Annotated in this window: 22 protein-coding genes; 19 read left to right on the plus strand and 3 right to left on the minus strand. The window is 67.9% G+C overall.

Annotated elements, in window-relative coordinates; all coding sequences use genetic code 11:
• The first annotated feature begins 5 nt into the window (after positions 1–5).
• The 10 genes from pdxT to N802_RS07655 all read left to right on the plus strand — a co-directional run bounded on the left by pdxT (position 6) and on the right by N802_RS07655 (position 10,256).
• Positions 6–617 (plus strand): pyridoxal 5'-phosphate synthase glutaminase subunit PdxT, encoded by a 612-nt coding sequence (gene pdxT, locus N802_RS07610; protein WP_211254362.1) that lies wholly within the window; start codon positions 6–8, stop codon positions 615–617.
• A 95-nt stretch (positions 618–712) separates the two neighbouring features.
• On the plus strand, positions 713–1,471 hold the full coding sequence (locus tag N802_RS07615; RefSeq protein WP_035914251.1) for a YebC/PmpR family DNA-binding transcriptional regulator: 759 nt from the start codon (positions 713–715) through the stop codon (positions 1,469–1,471).
• Between the two features lie 94 nt (positions 1,472–1,565).
• Positions 1,566–2,078 carry a crossover junction endodeoxyribonuclease RuvC gene (gene ruvC, locus N802_RS07620; protein WP_035914253.1) on the plus strand — a complete coding sequence of 171 codons (513 nt, stop codon included), beginning with the start codon at positions 1,566–1,568 and terminating at the stop codon, positions 2,076–2,078.
• Positions 2,075–2,680, plus strand: coding sequence for a Holliday junction branch migration protein RuvA (gene ruvA / locus N802_RS07625; protein ID WP_035914256.1), 606 nt, complete (start codon positions 2,075–2,077; stop codon positions 2,678–2,680). The genes ruvC and ruvA overlap by 4 nt, the downstream gene beginning before the upstream one ends.
• Positions 2,677–3,864, plus strand: coding sequence for a Holliday junction branch migration DNA helicase RuvB (gene ruvB, locus N802_RS07630; RefSeq protein ID WP_245613857.1), 1,188 nt, complete (start codon positions 2,677–2,679; stop codon positions 3,862–3,864). Before ruvA ends, ruvB begins: the two co-directional genes overlap by 4 nt.
• Before the next feature lie 203 nt (positions 3,865–4,067).
• A complete protein-coding gene (yajC, locus tag N802_RS07635; protein ID WP_035914258.1) occupies positions 4,068–4,379 on the plus strand; it encodes a preprotein translocase subunit YajC in 312 nt (103 codons plus the stop codon).
• Positions 4,379–6,175, plus strand: a complete 1,797-nt coding sequence (secD, locus tag N802_RS07640; protein WP_035914259.1) for a protein translocase subunit SecD — start codon at positions 4,379–4,381, stop codon at positions 6,173–6,175. The genes yajC and secD overlap by 1 nt, the downstream gene beginning before the upstream one ends.
• A complete protein-coding gene (secF, locus tag N802_RS07645) occupies positions 6,172–7,386 on the plus strand; it encodes a protein translocase subunit SecF (RefSeq protein WP_035914260.1) in 1,215 nt (404 codons plus the stop codon). Before secD ends, secF begins: the two co-directional genes overlap by 4 nt.
• Before the next feature lie 5 nt (positions 7,387–7,391).
• Positions 7,392–7,952: an adenine phosphoribosyltransferase gene (locus tag N802_RS07650; protein ID WP_035914262.1), complete on the plus strand. Its 561-nt coding sequence runs from the start codon at positions 7,392–7,394 to the stop codon at positions 7,950–7,952.
• A gap of 9 nt (positions 7,953–7,961) precedes the next feature.
• Positions 7,962–10,256, plus strand: a complete 2,295-nt coding sequence (locus tag N802_RS07655) for a RelA/SpoT family protein (protein WP_035914264.1) — start codon at positions 7,962–7,964, stop codon at positions 10,254–10,256.
• 319 nt (positions 10,257–10,575) lie between these two features.
• Here the strand turns inward: N802_RS07655 and N802_RS07660 are convergent, their stop codons facing one another.
• Both N802_RS07660 and N802_RS07665 read right to left on the minus strand, forming a co-directional pair.
• Positions 10,576–12,321: a DUF349 domain-containing protein gene (locus tag N802_RS07660; protein WP_035914267.1), complete on the minus strand. Its 1,746-nt coding sequence runs from the start codon at positions 12,319–12,321 to the stop codon at positions 10,576–10,578.
• Between the two features lie 2 nt (positions 12,322–12,323).
• Positions 12,324–13,112, minus strand: a complete 789-nt coding sequence (locus N802_RS07665) for a peptidylprolyl isomerase (protein ID WP_035914268.1) — start codon at positions 13,110–13,112, stop codon at positions 12,324–12,326.
• 57 nt (positions 13,113–13,169) lie between these two features.
• Here N802_RS07665 and N802_RS07670 point away from each other — a divergent pair, with 57 nt between their 5' ends.
• Together N802_RS07670 and hisS are read left to right on the plus strand one after the other, a co-directional pair.
• Positions 13,170–13,871, plus strand: coding sequence for an MBL fold metallo-hydrolase (locus N802_RS07670; protein WP_035914270.1), 702 nt, complete (start codon positions 13,170–13,172; stop codon positions 13,869–13,871).
• Complete coding sequence (gene hisS / locus N802_RS07675; protein WP_084071978.1) at positions 13,868–15,229, plus strand: histidine--tRNA ligase; 1,362 nt, start codon at positions 13,868–13,870, stop codon at positions 15,227–15,229. The genes N802_RS07670 and hisS overlap by 4 nt, the downstream gene beginning before the upstream one ends.
• On the opposite strand, the gene N802_RS07680 is transcribed toward hisS, so the two are convergent.
• A complete protein-coding gene (locus N802_RS07680; protein WP_035914275.1) occupies positions 15,192–15,803 on the minus strand; it encodes a hypothetical protein in 612 nt (203 codons plus the stop codon). The two genes, hisS and N802_RS07680, sit on opposite strands and share 38 nt — an antisense overlap.
• Before the next feature lie 57 nt (positions 15,804–15,860).
• Here N802_RS07680 and ald point away from each other — a divergent pair, with 57 nt between their 5' ends.
• The 7 genes from ald to N802_RS07715 all read left to right on the plus strand — a co-directional run bounded on the left by ald (position 15,861) and on the right by N802_RS07715 (position 22,614).
• The gene (gene ald / locus N802_RS07685) at positions 15,861–16,976 is read left to right on the plus strand and encodes an alanine dehydrogenase (RefSeq protein WP_035914277.1); all 1,116 of its coding nucleotides are present in this window, start codon (positions 15,861–15,863) and stop codon (positions 16,974–16,976) included.
• Positions 16,977–17,079: 103 nt separating this feature from the next.
• Positions 17,080–18,006: a site-specific tyrosine recombinase XerD gene (gene xerD / locus N802_RS07690; RefSeq protein WP_035914279.1), complete on the plus strand. Its 927-nt coding sequence runs from the start codon at positions 17,080–17,082 to the stop codon at positions 18,004–18,006.
• A gap of 57 nt (positions 18,007–18,063) precedes the next feature.
• Positions 18,064–19,026, plus strand: coding sequence for a ParA family protein (locus tag N802_RS07695; RefSeq protein WP_035914282.1), 963 nt, complete (start codon positions 18,064–18,066; stop codon positions 19,024–19,026).
• 4 nt (positions 19,027–19,030) lie between these two features.
• A complete protein-coding gene (locus N802_RS07700; RefSeq protein ID WP_052109616.1) occupies positions 19,031–19,912 on the plus strand; it encodes a segregation and condensation protein A in 882 nt (293 codons plus the stop codon).
• Positions 19,905–20,609 (plus strand): SMC-Scp complex subunit ScpB, encoded by a 705-nt coding sequence (gene scpB / locus N802_RS07705; protein ID WP_035914283.1) that lies wholly within the window; start codon positions 19,905–19,907, stop codon positions 20,607–20,609. The genes N802_RS07700 and scpB overlap by 8 nt, the downstream gene beginning before the upstream one ends.
• Complete coding sequence (locus N802_RS07710; protein ID WP_035914286.1) at positions 20,606–21,523, plus strand: pseudouridine synthase; 918 nt, start codon at positions 20,606–20,608, stop codon at positions 21,521–21,523. Before scpB ends, N802_RS07710 begins: the two co-directional genes overlap by 4 nt.
• A complete protein-coding gene (locus tag N802_RS07715; protein WP_035914290.1) occupies positions 21,520–22,614 on the plus strand; it encodes a prephenate dehydrogenase in 1,095 nt (364 codons plus the stop codon). The genes N802_RS07710 and N802_RS07715 overlap by 4 nt, the downstream gene beginning before the upstream one ends.
• The last annotated feature ends 25 nt before the right edge of the window (positions 22,615–22,639 follow it).

The raw sequence follows: 22,639 nt of genomic DNA on the forward strand, positions 1-22,639 counted from the left end.
GTACGATTCGCGACGTGACTGCTCAGCCCACCATCGGAGTCCTCGCCGTCCAAGGGGACGTGCGCGAGCACGTCCGCGCCCTCGAGTTGGCCGGGGCGCGAACCCTCGCAGTCCGGCGCCCCAGCGAGGTTGCGGCCATCGACGGACTCGTCATCCCCGGTGGCGAGTCGACGACCATGGACAAGCTGTGTCGCATCTTCGACCTGCGAGACCCGCTGGTGGCTCGACTTCAGGCCGGGATGCCGGCCTACGGCTCCTGTGCCGGGATGATCATGCTCGCGGACCGGATCCTTGACGGGCACCGCGACCAGCAAACCCTGGGCGGCATCGACATGACGGTGCGGCGGAACGCCTTCGGGCGCCAGGTGGATTCTTTCGAGGATGACCTCCGAATCCGTGAGCTCGGCCCTGAGCCGGTGCGTGCCGTGTTCATCCGCGCTCCGTGGGTCGAGGAGATCGGGGACGACGTCCACGTGCTCGCCAGCGTCCACGTCGAAGGAACCGACCACCCCGTCGCGGTGCGCCAGGGCAATCTCCTCGCGACGAGCTTCCACCCCGAGGTCACCGGCGACCACCGCTTCCACCAGTTCTTCGTCGACATGGTTCGTCACGCCTGATCGACCGGGTCCGAGGCAACACCGAAACGGGCCCACACGGCATACGGCTTAGGATCGACGGCGAGTCCTGCACGTTCACAGCACGAGGAGACACCTTGTCCGGCCACTCCAAATGGGCGACCACGAAGCACAAGAAGGCCGCCATCGACGCCAAGCGCGGCAAGCTCTTCGCCAAGCTGATCAAGAACATCGAGGTCGCGGCCCGCACGGGTGGTGGCGACCCGACGGGCAACCCGACGCTCTACGACGCCATCCAGAAGGCCAAGAAGAGCTCGGTCCCCAACAACAACATCGACAACGCGGTCAAGCGCGGCTCCGGTGCGACGGCCGGCGGCGCCGACTGGGAAACCATCACCTACGAGGGCTACGCGCCCGGTGGTGTCGCCATCCTCATCGAGTGCCTCACCGACAACCGCAACCGCGCCGCGGCCGAGGTTCGCACCGCCCTGACCCGCAACGGCGGCCAGCTCGGTGACCCGGGCTCGGTGGCGTATGTGTTCGACCGCAAGGGTGTCGTCGTCGTTCCCAAGGGCGACAAGACCGAAGACGACATTCTCGAGGTCGTCCTCGAGGCCGGCGCCGACGAGGTCAACGACCTCGGTGAGTCCTTCGAGATCATCTCCGAGGCCACCGACTTCGTCGCCGTCCGCAAGGCGGTGCAGGACGCCGGCATCGACTACGACTCGGCCGAGGCATCCTGGGTGCCCAACCTCCAGGTGCCCTTGGATCTCGACGGCGCCAAGAAGATGATCCGCGTCATCGAGGCGCTGGAGGACTCGGACGACGTCCAGGACGTCTTCGCCAACGGCGACATCCCCGACGACGTCCTCGCCGAGCTCGAGGCCGAAGGCTGATCGCACGGCCCTGCGTGTTGCTGCGCGCCGCCTTCCACCACGCTGTGTAGCGTGGCACCGAACACCTGTTCGGTTCTCTTGGAAGGCGGCGCGCGTGCGCGTTCTCGGCATGGATCCCGGCCTCACCCGGTGCGGCCTCGGAGTCGTGGACGGACGGGCGGGGCGCGCGACCATGGTCGCGGTCGGAGTCGTGCGCACGCCCTCGGACGCCGAGCCGTCCCACCGCCTGATGTTCCTCGAACGAGAACTCGAAGGATGGCTCGACAGGTTCGAGCCCGACGTCCTCGCGGTGGAGCGGGTCTTCGCCGACACCAACGTCACCCAGGTCATGAATACCGCCCATGCGACCGCGATCGCTCTGCTCACCGCGGGCAAGCGCGACATTCCCGTGGTCTTCCACACTCCGACCGAGGTCAAGGCCGCGGTCACGGGCACTGGTCGCGCCGACAAGTCACAGGTCACCTCCATGGTCACGCGCATTCTCAAGCTCTCCTCACCACCGAAGCCGGCAGATGCCGCAGACGCCCTGGCGCTGGCGATCTGCCATCTGTGGCGGGGGGCGGCGACGGCCCGCCTCGACGCCCTCGCCAAGGCAGGTGCCCGGTGATCGCCTCACTGTCGGGTCACGTGGGGCACGTCGGACTCGACCGAATCGTCCTCCAGGTCGGGGGAGTGGGGATGCTCGTCCACACGACGCCTCGGACGGCCGGTGAGCTGCGGACGGGTCAGGAGGCGACAGTTGCCACCACTCTGATCGTGCGCGAGGAGTCACTGACGCTCTTCGGCTTCGGATCGGTGGCGGAGCGCGACATGTTCGAGACCGTGCAGACGGTCTCCGGCGTGGGGCCGCGTCTCGCGCTGGCGATGTTGTCGGTCCTCACCCCCGACGAGGTCCGCGCGGCGCTCACGACCGGCGACGTCGCGACCCTGACCAAGATTCCCGGTGTCGGCAAGAAGAGTGCGGAGCGTCTCGTTCTCGAACTCAAGGACAAAGTGGGTATGCCGTCCGGCTCGGCGGGTGCCGACGTCACCTCCGCGTCGGCTCCCTCCGGAGATGCGCGCCGCGATCAGGTGGCCGAGGCCCTCGTGGGTCTCGGATGGTCGTCGAAGCAGGCGAGCGATGCCGTGGCAACGGTGTCCACGGCAGCGGACCCTGACGCCTCCGTCGCGGCCCTGTTGCGCATGGCCCTCCGGGAACTCGGCCGATGAGCCCCTCACCCGCCAAGCGCACCGCGACGAGCGTGGACGACGCCGGCGGGAGCACGCGGGGGTTCCGGTCCGACATCGTCGAAGCGGAGTTGGGGGAGGACCGAGGGCCCGACGGGTCGCTCGACGCGACGGCACGGATCGTCGATGCCGGTGCCGACAGCGACGACGAGCGCGTGGTCGAGGCGGCGCTGCGACCCAAGCGGCTGGCTGAGTTCCCCGGTCAGACGCGGGTTCGCGACCAACTCTCACTCGTGCTGGAGGCCGCCCGTCGTCGCGGGAGCGTCCCGGACCACATCCTGCTGTCCGGCCCTCCAGGCCTGGGCAAGACGACGCTCGCGCTGATCGTGGCCGCAGAACTGGAGCGCCCGATCAGGATCACGTCCGGTCCCGCCATCCAGCACGCCGGTGATCTCGCCGCAGTGCTCTCGTCCCTCGACGAGGGGGAGGTGCTCTTTCTCGATGAGATTCACCGGATGTCGCGTTCGGCGGAGGAGATGCTCTACCTCGCGATGGAGGACTTCCGCGTCGACGTCATCGTCGGCAAGGGCCCGGGTGCGACAGCGATTCCGCTGGAGTTGCCGCCCTTCACCGTCGTCGGGGCGACGACGCGGTCGGGCCTGTTGCCGGCGCCGCTGCGCGACCGGTTCGGGTTCACGGGGCACCTCGACTACTACGACGCGAGCGACCTCACGACCATCCTCCACCGATCCTCCGGGCTGCTCGACGTGGACGCCGACGAGGCGGGCATCGCCGAGATCGCTGGTCGTTCGCGAGGCACTCCGCGGATCGCGAACCGGCTGCTGCGGCGGGTGCGCGACTGGGCGCAGGTGCACGGGACCGGCCGCGTCGACCTCGAAGCAGCCCACGAAGCGCTGAGCCTGTTCGACGTCGACGACGCGGGACTCGACCGTCTCGACCGCGCGGTCCTCGATGCCCTCTGCAAGCGATTCGGTGGTGGGCCGGTCGGGTTGTCGACCCTCGCTATCGCCGTCGGCGAAGAATCCGACACGGTCGAGACCGTCGCCGAGCCCTATCTCGTGCGCGAGGGCTTCATGGTGCGCACACCGCGCGGCCGGGCTGCCTCGCCGCGAGCCTGGTCCCACCTCGGACTCACGCCGCCGCGAGACGCCATGGCGCAGGACGTCCTGCCCCTGGACGAGGGTGGCGGCCGGTTCGGTAGGTGACCGATGCGTGGTCGTGAGCACCCGGCATACGGGCTGATGGTCACGATCGGGCATCGGAGTGGCGATGGGCACCCCAGAGGGGTGTCAGGCGTTGGTGATGGTGAACGCGTCACCTATGCTGGCTCGACGGCCCGGCGTCGACCGGGCCGCTGACGTGCCCAGCAGCGTGGCGGGCACTCTGATCCAGACTCGAAGGACACTCCATGAATTCCGGTGCCGGCCTCGGCAACCTGCTCGTGCTTGCCCTGCCCCTTCTGCTGCTGGCGTTCCTCATGTTCAGCCAGCGCAAGCGTGGTCGGCAGATTCAGGACTTCCAGGCATCACTCAGTGTCGGTGACAAGGTCGTGCTGACCTCGGGTCTCTACGGCACCATCACCGCGCTCGACGACGTCGTCGCGACGCTCGAGGTCGCGCCCGGTGTCCAGGTCCGCGCCGACCGTCGGGCCGTGGGCCTCAGCCAGCCCGAGAGCGGTCCTTCCACGACGACGCCCGACACGACCCCCGAGGCCAGCTGATGGCACAGATGAGTCATGCGAAGTTCGCCCGTCGAGCACTGGCCGCGATGACCGTTCTCACGCTCGCCCTGATGGGTCTGCTCTTCGGCGCGAACCAGTTCAGCAACGGCAGCTACGCCCCCAAGCTCGGTCTCGACCTCGAGGGTGGCACCCAGCTGATCCTCGAGCCGCGTGTCGCTGGTGGGAGGACTGTGGCTCCCGAGCAGGTCACTGAGGCGCGCGACATCATCGTGCAGCGCGTCGACGCCGGTGGATTCAGCGGTGCTGAGGTGACGACGCAGGGCGGTCGCAACATCGTCGTGAGCATGCCCGGCGACCCGACCCAGCGCGACGAGGACGCCCTGCGCCGGTCCTCGCAGATGCAGTTCCGTCCCGTCCTCGCGATCGCCGCAGGTACGCCGGCACCCGCTCCGTCAGCATCGCCGAGTGGCTCGCCCGCCCCCAGCGGCTCCGCCACTCCCTCGCCTGCGCCGTCGGCATCGGCCCCGGCAGCCAGCCCCGTTCCCTCGACGACGAACAAGTCGGCGATCCCCGGTGCGTTCACCACGGAGCCGAGCCCGTCGGCTCCCTCCGGTTCGCCCAGCCCCAGCGCTTCGCCCAGCCCGAGCCCCAGCGCCTCGGGCTCCGGTGCCGCCGCGAGCGACCCCTACAGCCTCGACCAGATCACGCCTGAGCTCACCGAACAGTTCACACTGCTCGACTGCTCGAAGGACGACGCGCTCGAAAACCTCGTCGACGACGAGAACAAGGCGATCGTCACCTGCGACCAGGACGGTGCGGCGAAATACATCCTCGGCCCGGTCGTCGTCTCCGGTGACAAGATCTCCGACGCCGTCGCCGGCTACCAGGTTGGTCCCCAGGGTCAGCAGACCGCGACCGTCGAGATCCAGCTCAGCCTCAACGGCGAGGGCACCGAGCAGTACGCCGACGTCTCGCGCAAGATGGTCGCGCTCCAGGCACCTCAGAACCAGTTGGCAGCGACCCTCGACTCGCGGGTCATCGTCGCCCCGAGCTTCAACGAGGCCATCCCGAACGGCAAGGCGAGCATCACCGGTGGCTTCGGCATCACTGAGGCCCGTGACCTTGCCCAGCAGCTCAAGTTCGGTGCGTTGCCGATCTCGTTCGACCTGCAGACCCGTGAGCAGATCAGCCCGACCCTCGGCAGCGAGCAGCTCCGCTACGGCCTCTACGCCGGCATCGTCGGACTCCTGCTCGTCGTCCTGTATTCACTGGCTCAGTACCGCGTGCTCGGGTTCGTCACCATCGCGTCGATCGTCGCGGCCGGTCTCCTGACCTATCTGGCCATCACGATCCTCGGCTGGTCGCACAACTACCGCCTCGACATGGCGGGAGTCACCGGTCTCATCGTGGCCATCGGCTTCACCGCAGACTCGTTCATCGTGTACTTCGAACGCATCCGCGACGAACTGCGAGAAGGACGTTCCCTCGAGAGTGCTGTCGCCACCGGCTGGGACCGGGCCAAGCGCACGATCCTCATCGCCGACGGCGTGAACTTCCTCGCGGCGATCGTGCTCTTCTTCCTCGCCAGCTCGAGTGTCCGAGGCTTCGCCTTCACCCTGGGGCTGACGACGCTGCTCGACATCCTCATCGTCTTCGCCTTCACCCACCCGCTGGTGACGCTGCTGGCACGCCGCAAGTTCTTCCGCGACGGACACCCGATGTCGGGACTCGACCCGGACAAGCTCGGTGCCGTCAAGAAGACCTCGTATGCCGGCCGTGGCCGGTTCACGACGACCCCGCCCCGCGTTGCGGGCGGCGAAGGGAGTGCGTCGTGAGCTTCTCCGACTTCGGAAACGACCTCTACACGGGCAAGCGTTCGATTCCGGTCATCCCCAAGCGGCGGACGTTCTACCTCGTCTCGCTCGTGCTCATGGCCATTGCCATCGCAGGTCTGGGCATCAACAAGCTCAACCTCGGGCTCGAGTTCAGCGGTGGCTCGGAGTTCCGAGTGACGAGCACCTCGGTGCCCGACGACTACGAGTCCATGGCACGTGAAGCCCTTGGTGCGGCCGACGATTCGCAGGGCGTGCGCGTCTCGAAGCTCGGCACTGGGACGGTCCGGGTCCAGACGGAGCGACTCGGTGAGGCCGAGAGCGCCGAGGTGCGCGCGGAACTCGCCGAGACCTTCTCGGTCCCTCAGGATCGGGTGAGCGCCACGTTCATCGGCCCGTCATGGGGCGAGTCGGTCACCAACCAGGCGCTGCGCGCGCTGGTCCTCTTCCTCGTTCTCGTGGCCGCGGTGCTCGCGATCTACTTCCGCAACTGGAAGATGGCTGCAGCGGCCCTCATCGCCCTGGCTCACGACCTCGTCATCACCGTCGGCATCTACTCGTTCAGCAAGTTCGAGGTCTCGCCGGCCACGATGATCGGCTTCCTGACCGTCCTCGGGTACTCGATCTACGACACCGTCGTCGTCTTCGACAAGGTGCGGGAGAACACCACCGAAGCCTTCGGCAACGGCCGTATGAGCTTTGCGCAGGCCGCCAACCTCGCCGTGAACCAGACCCTCGTGCGCTCGATCAACACGACGGTCATCGGTGTGCTCCCGATCCTCGCGGTCCTGGTCGTGGGGGCCCTGTTCCTCGGCCCGGGAACGCTCCTCGACCTCGCACTCGTGCTCTTCATCGGTATCGCTGTGGGCGCGTACTCGTCGATCTTCCTCGCGACACCCCTCCTGGTGAGCATGCGCAGCAAGGACGAGTCAGTCCTGGAGCTCGACAAGCGTGCGGCCCGCTCGCAGGCCGCGAAGGCCAAGAAGCAGGCCGTGGCAGCGACGGCCTCCGGCGGGGTTCCTGCTGAGGGTCCTGGCGCGGGCGCCGACCGCGCTGTCGACAGCGACGAAGCAGCGACGGGCCGCCCGGCGGTCAGTGTGCCGATGGCCACCGAGGAGTCGTCCGCGACCATCACCGGGCGTCAGGTGCACAAGTACGCGCAGTCCGGTCCCCGCAACCAGCCCAAGCGGCCTCCGAAGTCGCGCCGCAAGTAGGCCCCGTGGCGGTTCCGAATCCGCACAGCGAGCTCGTCGCGAGCCGACTGCGTGACGTCGCCGACTTCCCGAAGCAGGGTGTCGTCTTCAAGGACATCACCCCGCTTCTGGGGGACGGCCACGCCTTCCGCGAGGTGATCCGCGGACTGGCGGCACGGCATACCGGATCGCCTTCCCGGATCGATGCCGTCGCGGGCGTCGAAGCACGCGGCTTCATCATCGGAGCCGCGTTGGCCCTCGAACTCGGCGTCGGCTTCGTGCCCGTCCGCAAGGCGGGAAAGTTGCCGGGCGACACAGTCCAACGCAGCTACGACCTCGAGTACGGCACGGCCACGATCGAAGTCCACTCGGATGCTGTCGCCGACGGCGATCGGGTGTTGCTGGTCGACGACGTTCTCGCCACCGGTGGCACGGCGATCGCGGCGTGGGACCTGCTCACCTCGTGCGGGGCGGAGGTCGTCGGGTTCGAGACCATCGTCGAACTGGCCTTCCTCGGAGGGCGAGTAGCCCTGGGGGATCGCCCCGTGCACGCCCTCCATGTCGTGGGTGGCGTGGAGGGAGCCTAGACTCCGTTCATGGCAGAGGAGACCACGCCGATCCCGGTGCGTAGTGGGGCATCCGGCTCCAACCGCGCCCGAGCCCGAGCGCGCCTCGCCCGATTCGGCTCCTCGCGCCCCTCGGCGCATCCGGTGCTCGAGCCGCTGCTCACGACCGTGCGGCTGACCCACCCCAAGGCCGATGTCTCCGTCATCGAGCGCGCCTACGAGGTTGCCGAGCGCGCTCACGAAGGGCAGATGCGCAAGAGCGGTGACGCCTACATCACGCACCCACTCGCCGTGACCACGATTCTGGCCGAGCTCGGCATGACCCCTCCGACGCTGGCGGCGGCGCTGCTCCACGACACGGTCGAGGACACCGACTACGGCCTCGATGAGCTCGAGAAGGATTTCGGCGCCGAGATCGCCATGCTGGTGGACGGTGTCACCAAGCTCGACAAGGTGACCTACGGCCAGGCCGCCGCGGCAGAGACCGTGCGCAAGATGGTCGTGGCCATGGCCCGCGACATCCGAGTTCTCGTCATCAAGCTCGCTGATCGACTGCACAACGCGCGCACGTGGCGCTACGTCTCACGGGAGTCGGCACAGCGCAAGGCCCGTGAGACCCTCGAGATCTATGCGCCGCTCGCTCACCGCCTGGGCATGAACACCATCAAGTGGGAGCTCGAGGACCTCTCGTTCCAGACGCTCTACCCCAAGGTCTACGACGAGATCGTCAGGCTTGTCGCCGAGCGTGCCCCCGCACGCGAGGAGTACCTCGCGACCGTGCGCGAGAGCGTCGAGTCCGACCTGCGCGCCGCCAAACTCAAGGCCACCGTGACCGGACGGCCCAAGCACTACTACTCCGTCTATCAGAAGATGATCGTCGGAGGCCGTGACTTCGAGCAGATCTACGATCTCGTCGCTGTGCGCGTGCTGGTCGACACCGTGCGTGACTGCTATGCCGCGCTCGGCGCGATGCACGCCCGCTGGACGCCGGTCCCCGGGCGCTTCAAGGACTACATCGCCACGCCGAAGTTCAACATGTACCAGTCCCTGCACACGACGGTCATCGGGCCCGAGGGCAAGCCGGTTGAGATCCAGATTCGGACCCACACGATGCACCGCCGCGCTGAGTACGGCGTCGCGGCCCACTGGAAGTACAAGGAGAAGAGTCCGGCCGGTGCCGGTTCACCGTCGACGAGCAACACCGGCGCCAACGACATGGCGTGGCTGCGGCAGCTGCTCGACTGGCAGCAGGAGACGGCTGACCCGGGGGAGTTCCTCGAGTCCCTGCGCTTCGAGATCAACGCCAGCGAGGTCTATGTCTTCACTCCCAAGGGACAACTCGTCGGACTGCCTGCCGGGTCCACCCCTGTCGACTTCGCGTATGCCGTGCACACCGAAGTCGGGCACCACACGATCGGTGCCAAGGTCAACGGGCGTCTGGTGCCGCTCGAGTCCCGGCTCGACAACGGCGACACGGTCGACGTCCTCACCTCGAAGGCCGATGGTGCCGGTCCCTCGCGTGACTGGCTGATGTTCGTCAAGTCCGCTCGGGCCCGCAACAAGATTCGCCACTGGTTCACGCGCGAGCGTCGTGAGGAGATGATCGAGAACGGCAAGGAGTCGCTGGCCAAGGCCATGCGCAAGCGCAGTCTGCCCGTGGCGCGGCTGTCCTCGGTGCAGTCGCTGACGGGCGTCGCCGAGGAGTTGCGGCTCGCCGGGATCGACGCACTCTATGCCGCGATCGGCGAGGGCCATGTCAGTGCGCAGCACGTTGTGGCCAGGCTGATCGCCGCGCAGGGCGGCGAGGAAGCCAGCGACGACCTCGCCGAAGTCACCATGCCGCGCCCGGTGTCGAACCGACGCCGCCGTGCGGGCGACCCCGGGGTCGTCGTCAAGGGAATGTCCGACGTCTGGGTCAAGTTGGCACGCTGCTGCACACCGGTGCCAGGCGACGACATCCTGGGCTTCGTCACCCGCGGCATGGGCGTCTCGGTCCACAGGCGGGACTGCACCAACGCCGAGGCGCTGCTGCGACAGGACGACAAGATCATCGAGGTTGAGTGGGCGCCGACCTCCAACAGCGTCTTCCTGGTGCAGTTGCAGGTGGAGGCGCTCGACCGTTCGGCCCTCCTGTCCGACGTGACCCGCGTTCTCTCCGAGAGCGGCGTCAACATCCTCAGTGCGACCGTGCACACCTCACGCGATCGCGTGGCAGGTCTGAAGTTCACATTCGAGATGGGTGACCCGAGCCACCTCGACCACGTCATCAAGGCCGTGCGCAACGTGGCTGGCGTGTTCGACGCCTACCGCATCACGCAGAACTAGACGCGCTCAAGGGCGCCGACCCTTGCGCGATGTGGTGCGCGCTCAGTCGTCCGATGCCCTTCGCGCGCCAATTCCGTTGTCGCAGAGGCTTCTCGTGCAGGCGCGCTCCGGGTCATCGACCGAACGCGCACCCCACACCGTGCCACACGTCGACTCGGCTGGCTGACGCGGCCGTGGTGTCGTCTGGGCCGTGCGTCGGACCTCCGGCCGGCGCGTGACCAGGAGAAGGTGAGACATCTCCCGAACTGGCGCGCCGGACGGAGGTTCGCTAGCGCGGAACGGACGACACGAGGACGCCGTCCAACGCGGACGTGGCGCGTCAGGCGCCGAATTCGTTGCCTGCGGCCTCTGCTTGGGTCAACCAGGCTTGCTGGGACTCGAGCTTCGCCGTCAGGTCCTTGACCTTCTTGTCGTTGCCGGCCGCGGTGGCCTTGGCGAGGTCGGCCTCGAGGGACTCGATCGAATCACGGAGTTGAGTGACGAGGGAGTTGGCGCGGGCTGCGACCTCGGGGTTGGAGGACTTCCACTTCGCGTCCTCCTGCTCCCGCACGGCCGTCTCGATGCGGCGGATCGCCTTCTCGGTGCGGTCGATGTCGGCGCGGGGAACTTTGCCCGCCGCGTCCCACTTGTCCTGGATCACGCGGAGTTGTCCCTTGGCCTGCTCAAGGTCGGTCACAGGGAGGATCTGCTCGGCCTCCTTGAGGAGCTCCTCCTTGACGGCGAGGTTGGCGCGGAACTCCTTGTCCTCGGCCGCTGAGACCTCGTCCTTGGCGTTGAAGAAAGCGTCCTGGGCGGTCTTGAAACGCTCCCACAAGGCGTCATCCTCGGCCCGCGAGGCGCGACCCGCGTGGCGCCACTGGTCCATGAGGTTCTTGAAGGCGCGAGCGGTCGGTCCCCAGTCCGTGCTCTTGGACAGAGCCTCAGCCTCCTTGACCAGGGACTCCTTCGTGGACTTGGCCTCGGCGCGCGTCGAGTCGAGCTGGGCGAAGTAGGTCCGCCGACCCTTGTCGAAGTGGTTGCGCGCGTGGCTGAACCGCTGCCACAGGGCGTTCTCCGTCGGCTTGTCGAGTTTGGTACCAGAGCGCTGGTGCTGCTTCCACTGGTCGAGGAGGGCACGCATCCGCTCGCCACTCTGCTTCCACTGGGTCTGCTCTGCGGGCTGCGCAGCGATCGACTCCGCCTCCGAGACGATGGCTTCGCGTTCGGTCGCCGCGACGGCTCGGGCCTCGGCACGCGCTGCCTGTTCGGTCTCGCGCTTCGCGGCCAGCCCCGCTTCGATGGCGGCGATGCGCGCATCGAGTGCGGCAAGGTCGCCGACGACATGGGCCTCGGCGACGTGGTCCTTCAGGGTGGCGAGGCCGTCGGACACCTCCTTTGCCGAGACGTCGGGGTTGGCCAAGCGCTGCTCGAGCAGATCTGCCGACGAAGCGATCTCGTCGTACTTGCGCGCGAAGTACTGCAGGGCCTCATCGGGTGTGGCCCCGGGGTAGGAACCGACCTCGCGCTCCTCGTCGCCGACCTTGACGAACACGTGGCCGTCGGCGTCAGCGCGGCCGAACCGAGCGGACTCGGAGTGCTCGTGGACGACGGGAACCTGGACCGGGGGTGTCGGGCGTGCCGCCATCTTCGAGGCGAGCGCCGCCGGCGACGGCACGGCGGGCTTGGGAGCGGACGGAACTGCCGGAGCCGCCGGTGGGGCGGGACTCGGGGTGACCGGCTCCTCAGCAGGGGTCTCGGCAACCGGAGCCGGCACTTCAGCAGGCGTCTCCGGGGCGGCCTGGGAGGACGCCTCAGCGGGTGTGTCGCCTCCAGCCGTCCCGATGGGCTCGTCGACCGAGCCTTCGACCGAGCCTTCGACCGAACCTTCGGCCGGAGTCGCCACGGCCGCCGGAACGTCCTCTGTAGCCGGAACGTCTTCCGTTGCCGTGACTTCCGCGGGGGGTGGTGTCGAGTCGGCGGACTCCACGGCCGGTGCGTCCTCGACCGGTGCCACAGGGTCCGGCGTCGCCGCGGGGACCTCCACGGGCTCGTCCGCGGGGGTGGTGCTCGTCGTCTCGTCGCTCACGGCTATGCCTTCTTCTCTGTCACAGCAACCCGAAGGATGCTGATGGGTGCGTTGGGGGCACCTACGGTCTCCGACTCGCCACCTGCCTGAACTCCGGCAGCGGCGACCTTGTCGACGATATCCAAACCCTTGGTCACCGTGCCGAAGATTGTGTAGCCATTCGGGTCCGGGAGCTCCGTGGGGCCATTGATGATGAAGAACTGTCCACCGTTGCCGGCCTTGGGGTCCTGGGTGCGCGCCATGGCCAGCTGGCCTCGCGCGTACTTCCCGTCCTTGGGGGCGTTCTCGACGCCGAAGCCATAGCCGGGGCTGTCGTCGCCTGCACCCGACGGCGAGCCGCACTGGAGCAACTTGAAGCCTTCGCCGATGCCCAGTCGATGGCAGGGGGAGTTGAGCCAGTAGTCGGCGCGCGCCAGCTGGATGAATGACGCGACGGCCTGTGGAGCCTTGGCTCCGTCGAGGTCGATGACGATGTCACCGCAGTTCGTCGTCAGCGTGGTGGTCCACGTGGCGCCCTTGGCGGTGGCCTTGTCAGGCAGGTCGAGCTTCGCAGAGGTGCCCAGCGGCTGCGGTGGTTGTTCGCATCCCGCGGCCGTCTTCTGGGGCGTGGCTGGGGCCTCCGGTTTCAGGGCGAAGGCGAGCCCTCCGACGAGGGCGCCCACGATGGCGATGGTGGCGACGACCGCCACGATCCTCAAGGTGCGCGCACGCTTCTCCGCCCTGGTGGTCACCTTGGCCTGCTGCTTCTCCCAGCGTCGGCGCGCTCGGTCACGTTCCTGCTTCTTGGTCACCCGGCTGAGTCTATTGACGGCGTATGCCGTGTGCTCACCCGACTAGGGTTGGGCGCCGTGCTGACCATCGCCTTTCCTGCCGCGGCCTTCGGAACCAACTGCTATGTCCTCGCCCCCGACGAGGGGGAGGAGTGCGTCATCGTCGATCCGGGGATCGGGGTCGTGGAGACCCTCCGCGAAGTGTTGGCCCAGCACCGGCTCAAGCCCACAGCGGTGCTCCTCACGCACGGTCACGTCGACCACGTGTACTCGGTGACACCGGTCTGCGGAGGCGACACCGCGGCATACATCCATTCGGATGACCGCTACCGGCTCGTCGACCCGCTGGGTTCGGCGAGCGCGGGGCTCGTCGGAATGCTCGAGCAGGAGTTCGGGAGCAAGGCGACCTGGACCGAGCCGAGCAACGTCATCGAGGTCACCGATCGTGAGTCCCTCACCCTCGCGGGCCTGGACCTCGAGGTGCTCCACGCACCCGGGCACACCGAGGGCTCGGTGATGTTCGGCTTCGACCGTCTCCCCGAGGGCGTGCGTGCCCCTGAAGAACTCGATCGCACGATGATCAGCGGAGACGTCCTCTTCGCCGGGTCGATCGGGCGCACCGACCTCCCCGGCGGTGACGGGGCAGCCATGCAGCGATCCCTGCGCGACGTGGTCCTGCCGCTCGCCGACTCCACCCTCGTGCTCCCCGGCCATGGACCGGCGACGACCATGCGCCGTGAACGGAGCACCAATCCGTACCTGCAAGGATTGACCGCGTGAAGGTCACCAAGCTCAGCGGATTCCCCGAGTACCTGCCTGCGGAACGCATCGTCGAACAGCACTTCCTCGACATCATTCGCGAGACGTTCGAACTGCACGGGTTCACGTCCCTGGAGACCCGCGCCGTCGAGCCCGTCGAGCGGTTGCTCGGCAAGGGTGGCGACGCCGACAAGGAGATCTACGGCGTCACCCGGCTCGCGCAGCGGCCCGAGGACCGGAAGGACTCGGAGGCCGAACTCGGGTTGCACTTCGACCTCACCGTGCCCTTCGCGCGCTTTGTCCTCGAGAACGCTGGCAAGCTCGCGTTTCCCTACCGTCGCTACCAGATCCAGAAGGTGTGGCGTGGGGAGCGGCCTCAGGAAGGCCGCTACCGCGAGTTCACGCAGGCTGACATCGACGTCGTCGACATCGGGGAGCTCAGCCCGCACTTCGAGGCCGAGATGCCGCTCGTCATCGCCGAGGTCTTCAGCAAGCTTCCGATCGGACGGATGACCATCCAGGTCAACAATCGCAAGATCCCGGAGGGCTTCTACCGAGGCATCGGGATCGGCACGGACGACGTCACCGAGGTCCAGAGCACGCTCCGGATCGTCGACAAGCTCGACAAGATCGGGCCGGACAAGGTCAAGACGCTGCTCGTCGAGGCGGGTCGCACCGCTGAGCAGGCAGACCAGTGCCTCGCCCTCGCGGCCATCCGCACCGAGGACCTGTCCTTCGTCGAGCAGGTGCGGGCACTCGGCGTGGAGCACCCGACCCTCGACGAGGGCCTTGAGGCGTTGAGCGCCGTCATCCGGAGCGGGCTCGTCAATGCCCCCGGCGCCATGGTCGCCGACCTCAAGATCGCGCGCGGTCTCGACTACTACACGGGGACGGTCTACGAGACCCAACTCGAGGGCTACGAGTCGTGGGGTTCGTTCTGCTCGGGTGGTCGCTATGACGCGCTGGCGAGTGACGGCAAGACCACCTACCCAGGTGTCGGCATTTCGATCGGGATCTCGCGACTCCTCGGCCTCCTCCTGTCCAAGGGCCTGGTCACAGCGTCCCGTGCCACCCCCGCCGTCGTCCTCGTGGCGGTCGCGGACGAGGAGTCGCGGCGGGCTTCCGACGCGGTGGCGCGCTCGCTGAGGGCGCGTGGCGTCGCCTGCGAGGTCGCACCGTCGGCCGCAAAGTTCGGCAAGCAGATCCGCTACGCCGACCGTCGCGGCATCCCGTTTGTCTGGTTCCCGGGCGAAGGCGACGTCGCCCACCAGGTGAAGGACATCCGTTCGGGTGACCAGGTCGACGCCGACGCCGACACGTGGACCCCGCCGGCCGACGACCTCACGCCGACCGTGGTGGCTTCAACCCCGAGTCCTTGAGTTCGAGCAGGGCCAGAGCCCTGATCATGTCGCGCTCCCCGCGCCGCCAGGCCCCGCTGGGGTCGTGACTCACCTTGGCGAGCGATGCCATGGGCTGGTTGGCGATCGCGCGCAGAGCGAAGAGGTCGAGGTCGTGGTCGGCGTCGATGAATCGCTGCGCGGCTGAGGCCCGGCGAGCAAAGCGCCCGCGCTGAACGGCCCACCAGATCGTGACGATCAGGATGGGGACGAGAGCCGTCGTCCAGCCGATGACGAGGGCGAATCGCTCGACGGCGCGAACCAGGTCGGTTCCGGCCTGCTCGATGTCAGTCCCGGCTCCCGCGGCGGACCGGAAGGGCCCGGCAACGCGATCGTCGAGCACGGGGAGGTCGTCGACGGAGTCACCAGCACCGGACATCTTCTCGCGGAAGCCGGAACCTGCCCCCTGGAGCTGACGCCCCGGCTCGGCCAACGCCATCGTGACGTCATGAACGCGTCGGCCGACCCAGGCCCAGAGGGCGATCCAGGCGACGAAGCCGAGGTCGGCGAGGATCTGGACGAGGCGGCGACCGGGCAGGTCTGCATAGAGCTTCACGGGTCCTAGACTCGCACTGCGGCACACCCACCGCAGCCCCACGACAAAGGAGTCCAGGTGCGGATCGGCATCCCCAGCGAGGTCAAGAACAACGAATTCCGGGTCGGCATCACGCCGGTCGGCGTGCATGAGCTCGTCACCCACGGTCACGAGGTGCTCGTCCAGAAGGGTGCCGGGATAGGCTCCTCGATCACGGACGACGAGTTCGCTGCGCAGGGCGCCCGGATCATCGACTCCGCCGACGACGTGTGGGGCGAGTCCGAGATGGTCATGAAGGTCAAGGAACCAATCGCCGAGGAGTACCACCGGCTGCGTGAGGACCTGACCCTGTTCACCTATCTCCACCTCGCCGCCGATGAACCGCTGACCAAGGAGCTCGTCGCCAAGCGCACCACCTCCATCGCGTACGAGACGGTCCAACTGCCGTCCGGGCTGCTGCCCCTCCTCTATCCCATGTCGGAAGTCGCCGGATGTCTCGCGCCGCAGGTGGGTGCCTACTCGCTGACCAAGCCCCAGGGCGGCCGAGGCGTCCTCATGGGTGGCGTCGGGGGAGTCGCCAACGCCAAGGTCGTCATCATCGGTGCCGGGGTCTCTGGCCAGAACGCCGCCAACATCGCGCTCGGCATGGGCGCCGACGTGACCCTCCTCGACACGGATCTCGACAAGCTGCGCATGAGCTTCTGGCGCTACAACAACCGCGTCCACGGCCTCGCGTCATCGACCCTCGCGATCCGTCAGCAGGTGATGGAGGCCGACATGGTCATCGGGGCCGTGCTCATTCCGGGCGCGAAGGCGCCGACCCTGGTGTCCAACGAGCTCGTCTCGCAGATGAAGCCCGGCTCGGTGCTCGTCGACATCGCAGTCGACCAGGGCGGTTGCTTCGAGGACACGCGCCCCACGACGCACGCCGACCCGACCTACGAGGTCCACAACTCGGTCTTCTACTGCGTCGCCAACATGCCCGGGGCCGTGCCCAACACCTCGACGTGGGCCCTGACCAACGCCACCCTTCCGTATGCCGTGCGTCTCGCCAACCGTGGCTGGCTCCAGGCATCACGCGACGACGCCGCACTGGCGCTGGGGCTCAACACCCACGCCGGGGACGTCACCTGCGCGCCGGTCGCGGAGGCGCACGGCCTCGCGAGCCGCGAACTCGCCGAGGTCCTCGCCTGATCACGGTGAAGCTCGCGTCCCCCCGACTTTGTGCCCCGTTGGGACTCTCGTCGCTGGGCTCCTCGCGTCCCAACGGGGCACAAAGTCGGCGGTGGTGACGGCGATGACCGGCTCCGCGGTCGAACGCGCTGCCCGCGCGTGGCTCACGCACCTCGACGTCGAGCGTGGGGTCTCCGCCAACACCCTCAAGGCCTACCGTCGCGACATCGCGCGCTGGACGGCATACCTTGATTCGATCGGAGTGGACGACCCCGCGGCGGTGACCGAGCGGCACGTCACCGAGTTCCTCATCCGGCTCCGCGAGGGAGATGCGGATCATCCGCCGCTCAAGGCGAACTCGGCGGGGCGGACGCTCGTGGCGGTGCGTGGGCTGCACAGGTTCCTCGCCCTCGAGGGTGACGTCGCCACCGACCCAGCGGCTGCGGTGAGTCCTCCTCCGCCGCCATCCAGGCTCCCCAAGGCGATCACAGTGAGCGAGGTCGAGCGGCTCCTGGACGCAGCGGCCGTGGGGGACACGGCCGGCTCCCTTCGCGACCGTGCCCTGCTGGAGTTGCTCTATGGCACGGGGGCGCGGATCTCCGAGGCTGTGGGCCTCGACATCGACGACGTCGATGTCGAGGCCGGAGTCGTGCGGCTCGAAGGCAAGGGTGGCAAGCAGCGACTCGTTCCTTTGGGCTCCTACGCCAAGAAGACGCTCACCGCCTACCTCGTGCGGGGGAGGGGAACGTTCTCGGCCAAGGGAAAAGGCACGCCGGCGATCTTCCTCAACCAGCGCGGATCACGCCTCTCGCGTCAGAGCGCATGGTCGATCCTGCGCTCTGCGGCCGAGCGGGCGAACCTCACGGGTCATCTGTCGCCGCACACGCTGCGGCACTCGTTCGCCACGCACCTCCTCGAGGGTGGCGCGGACGTGCGCGTCGTCCAGGAGCTCCTCGGGCACGCGTCGGTCACGACGACACAGGTCTACACACTCGTGACCGTGCAGCAACTGCGCGAGGTCTATGCCCAGAGCCATCCGCGTGCGCGCTGATAGTGTCGTGGCGATCAGCGGGACGCTGACCGTTTGCACGCCAGTTCCGGGAGAGAGATGGATTCGTCAGACATCGAGGCCATGGTGACCGAAGTGGATGAGACCACCGAGGTGGGGAGCGCCAAGAGGACCCCGAGCCGGGATGGCCATTTGCCCGGAACCGAGCAGGCCGCCAACGGCCAGGTCGGCCCCACGGGGCGCCCGATGCCGGTCTTCCCGGAGCCGCAACCCCTCACCAGCCATGGTCCGGCCCGAGTCATTGCCATGTGCAACCAGAAGGGCGGCGTCGGCAAGACGACGACGACGATCAACCTGGGGGCAGCGCTCGCGGAGTACGGCCGGCGCGTGCTTCTCGTCGACTTCGACCCTCAGGGTGCGTTGTCGGTCGGTCTGGGCATCCAGGCCCACAACCTCGACGTCACCGTCTACAACCTCCTCACCGAGCGCGGGCATGACGTGCGTGACGTGATCCAGGAGACCAAGGTCCCCGATCTCCACGTCCTCCCCGCCAACATCGAACTGTCCGCGGCCGAGGTCCAGCTCGTCGGTGAGGTCGCCCGCGAGCAGATCCTCGCGCGCGTGTTGCGGCCCGTCCTCGACGACTACGACGTCATCCTCATCGACTGCCAGCCGTCCCTCGGTCTGCTCACGGTCAACGCCCTCACGGCGGCCCACGGCGTGCTCATCCCGCTCGAATGCGAGTTCTTCGCGCTGCGCGGCGTGGCCCTGCTCGTCGAGACGATCGAGAAGATCACCGACCGGCTCAACCCGCGCCTTGAGATCGACGGGCTCCTTGCGACGATGTACGACGGCCGCACGCTCCACAACAAGGACATTGTCGCGAGCATCGTCGGGCACTTCGGCGACAAGGTCTTCCACACGGTCATCAGCCGCACTGTGAAGTTCCCCGACGCAACCCTCGCTGCCGAGCCGATCACCACCTATGACTCGACCCACAAGGGGGCTGGCGCCTACCGCCAGTTGGCCAGGGAGCTCGTGGCTCGTGGCGGAGCGGCCTGACGCCATGACCGAGGCCCCCGGCGGTGTGATCACGCGGCGGGCGGCGACCACGGCCTTCGAGGTCCACCTCGAGAACTTCTCCGGCCCGTTCGACCTCCTCCTCGGTCTCATCTCCAAGCACAAGCTCGACATCACCGAAATCGCTCTCGCGAAGGTCACTGACGAGTTCATCGCGCACATCAAGGCCGAGCAGGCCAAGGGAGGCGACGGCTGGGACCTCTCGCAGGCCTCCGAGTTCCTTCTCGTGGCCGCAACCCTGCTCGACATCAAGGCCGCACGGCTGCTGCCCCAGATCGGGCCCGAGGACGAAGAGGATCTGGCCCTCATCGAGGCGCGGGACCTGCTCTTCGCACGGCTCCTCCAATACCGCGCCTTCAAGGACATTGCGAGGACGTTCGAGGAGCGGATGGCGACGGCAGGTCGCATGACCGCGCGACAGGCGGGACTCGAGCCGCAGTTCGCGGCACTCCTGCCCGAGCTCATCTTCACGATCACGCCCGACCAACTCGCGATGATCGCCGCCGGAGCCCTGACCCCGAAGACTCCCGACGTCGTCGGACTCGGCCACCTCCACGCTCCTGCCGTGAGCGTCCGGGAGCAGGCGACGATCATCGGTGAGCGGCTGCGTCGGGACGGTGTGTCTTCCTTCCGCACCCTCGTCCGGGACGCCGACAACACACTTGTCATCGTCGCCCGATTCCTGGCGCTCCTCGAACTGTTCCGCGAGTCGTCGATCACCTTCGAGCAGGCCGAGGCACTCGGCGAACTCACCGTTCGGTGGACCGGGTCCATGGACGGCGACATCGAGGTGACCGACGAGTTCGACGACAACGCGTCCGAGGACGGGACGCTCCCCATCGATCAGCGAGAGGCTGACCATGACTGAGACACCGGCGGCGAGCGCCCAGGACCCGACACCTGACGATGTCGTCGTGGACGCGGCCGTGGACGACGCCACTGTCGAGGGCCCAGACGACGCCGGCGTGGCAGAGGCCGCGGCCGATCAGATGGTCTTCGACGTCAATGACTTCCCGGGCGGACTCCCTGGGGCGATCGAGGCCGTCCTCATGGTCGTGGACGAGCCTGTCAGTGAGATGGCCCTCGCCTCTGCCCTCGAGGTGCCCGTGCCGGAGATCGAGTCCGCACTGGTCGAGCTCGAAGACGGGTATGCCGCCCAGCACCGAGGCTTCACGCTCCGTCACGTGGGGGGCGGGTGGCGCATCTACAGCCGCTCCGATTACGCACCCGCCGTCAGCCGGTTTATCCTCGACGGGCAGCAGGCCAAACTCACCCAGGCATCGCTCGAGACGCTTGCGGTCATCGCCTACCGGCAGCCGGTGTCGCGCTCTCGGGTCTCGGCGGTCCGAGGTGTCAACGTCGACGGGGTCATCCGCACCCTCGTGACGCGAGGCCTCATCGAAGAAATGGGCTCTGACGAGGACACGTCCGCCACCCTCTACGGGACGACGTCCACCTTCCTCGAGCGGCTTGGCCTGCAGTCCCTCGATGACCTACCCGCCCTAGCCCCCTACCTTCCGGAGGTCGACGTGCTCGACGAGATCGCAGAGAGCGGTCGGGCATGACCCCGCCGCAGAGCAGGCGCGGCGGGTCCGCCAAGAAGCCGTCAGGCGGTCGCGGGACTCCGCAGGGAGGCCGTGGTGGGGCAGGTGCCGGGACTGGAGGTGGACGACCGCGCGGAGTCGGCACGACCAAGAAGAGCCAGCCGACATCCATGCCGGAGCGACGCAAGGCCAAGCCTGTCGACGTTCACGACCCTGACGGCATACGACTTCAGAAGCTGCTCGCGTCCGCGGGAGTCGGATCGCGGCGCGTCTGCGAACAGATGATCACCGAGGGTCGCGTGGAGGTGGACGGCCAGATCGTCACCGAACTGGGGGTCCGGATCAACGCCGACCAGGTGGTTCATGTCGATGGCGTGCGCGTCACCTTGGATGAGTCTCGGGTCTACCTCGCCTTCAACAAGCCGCTCAACGTCGTGACGTCGATGAACGACGAGCTGGGTCGGATCGACATCGGCGACTACTTCGGTGACCGCAAGGAGCGACTGTTCCACGTCGGTCGCCTCGACGCGGACACCGAGGGACTCCTGCTCCTGACCAACGACGGTGATCTGGCGCACCGGCTCCAGCACCCCAAGTACGGCGTGCTGAAGACCTACCTCGCGCAGATCCGGGGCCCCGTCCCGCGCGACCTCGGCAAGCGACTGCGTGAAGGCATCGAGCTCGACGACGGGCCCGTGCAGGTCGACTCGTTCCGGGTCGTCGACAGCCAGCCCGGCAAGGCGATCGTCGAGGTGATCCTCCACGAGGGCCGCAAGCACATCGTGCGGCGCATGCTCGCCGAGGCCGGTCATCCGGTGCTCTCGCTCGTGCGAACGCAGGTGGGCCCCATCCGGCTCGGCGACACCAAGCCCGGCAAGTTCCGCCGCCTCAGCAAGGGCGAGATCGGCGAGCTGTACTCCGCGGCGGGGATGTGACCGAGGCCGCCGCCCCCGAGCGCGTCCACATCATCGGAACCGGGCTCATCGGGACCAGCCTCGGACTGGCCCTGACCCGCGCCGGCGAGTCGGTGACGCTCGAGGACCTGTCGACCACCAACGCCGCCCTCGCGCGGGACCTCGGGGCCGGAAAGACATCCGTCGACGTCGACCCGGACCTCGTGGTCGTCGCGACACCACCTGACGTCACGGCTGCGTGCGTTGCTCGGGCATTGGATCGCTGGCCCCACGCCGTGGTCACTGATGTCGCGTCGGTCAAGGTCGCGATCATCGACGCACTACGCTTGGAGGGCGCGGACCTCGCACGCTTCTGCGGGTCACATCCGATGGCTGGCCGCGAGCGCAGTGGAGCCGTCGCCGGTCGTCACGATCTCTTCCACGGCCGGGCGTGGGTGCTCACGCCAACGGTGGAGACATCGGAGACCGCAGTGGCACTGGTTCGCTCCGTGGCGGCCACCGTGGGGTCGGCCGTCGTCACCCTGGAGCCCGAGGAGCATGACGCTGCGGTGGCCTCGGTCTCCCACGTGCCCCAACTCGTCGCGAGCCTCGTCGCAGCCCGCCTCGAGCATCTGGCCGACTCGTCAGTCGCACTGGCCGGGCAGGGACTGCGCGACGTCACGCGCATCGCGGCGAGTGACCCCCACTTGTGGACCCAGATCCTCTCCGGCAACGCTCACGCTGTGCGCGACATCCTCGCTGCGCTGGCGACCGACCTCCACGCCGTGATCGGCGCGCTCGATGCCTTGGGCTCAGATCAGGACGCACTTGGCGCGCGGGGCACCTTGGCGCGCGCGATCGCGGCCGGCAACGCGGGCCACGCACGCATTCCGGGCAAGCATGGAGCCGCACCCACGGCATATGCCACGGTTCGAGTTCTCATCCCGGACGAGCCGGGACAACTCGGCCGGCTGTTTGCCGACGTCGGCGCGATCGGCACCAACATCGAGGAGTTCCACCTCGATCACGGCTTGGGGCAAGCCTTCGGGCTCGCCGAGATCGACGTTGTCCCAGGTGCGGCCGCTGCGTTGGCGGAGGGTCTTGAGGAGCGCGGCTGGCGGCTGCACGGATGAGGCTCCCGACCCTTTAGGCTGACCG

The sequence above is a fragment of the Knoellia sinensis KCTC 19936 genome, from assembly GCF_000768705.1.
GTDB classification, from domain to species: domain Bacteria; phylum Actinomycetota; class Actinomycetes; order Actinomycetales; family Dermatophilaceae; genus Knoellia; species Knoellia sinensis.

Coding starts and splice junctions, on each gene's coding strand:
- ruvB (WP_245613857.1), top strand. CDS start 2,677: ATGAGCCCCTCACCCGCCAAGCGCACCGCGACGAGCGTGGACGACGCC.
- yajC (WP_035914258.1), top strand. CDS start 4,068: ATGAATTCCGGTGCCGGCCTCGGCAACCTGCTCGTGCTTGCCCTGCCC.
- secD (WP_035914259.1), top strand. CDS start 4,379: ATGGCACAGATGAGTCATGCGAAGTTCGCCCGTCGAGCACTGGCCGCG.
- N802_RS07655 (WP_035914264.1), top strand. CDS start 7,962: ATGGCAGAGGAGACCACGCCGATCCCGGTGCGTAGTGGGGCATCCGGC.
- xerD (WP_035914279.1), top strand. CDS start 17,080: ATGACCGGCTCCGCGGTCGAACGCGCTGCCCGCGCGTGGCTCACGCAC.
- N802_RS07695 (WP_035914282.1), top strand. CDS start 18,064: ATGGATTCGTCAGACATCGAGGCCATGGTGACCGAAGTGGATGAGACC.
- N802_RS07700 (WP_052109616.1), top strand. CDS start 19,031: ATGACCGAGGCCCCCGGCGGTGTGATCACGCGGCGGGCGGCGACCACG.
- scpB (WP_035914283.1), top strand. CDS start 19,905: ATGACTGAGACACCGGCGGCGAGCGCCCAGGACCCGACACCTGACGAT.
- N802_RS07710 (WP_035914286.1), top strand. CDS start 20,606: ATGACCCCGCCGCAGAGCAGGCGCGGCGGGTCCGCCAAGAAGCCGTCA.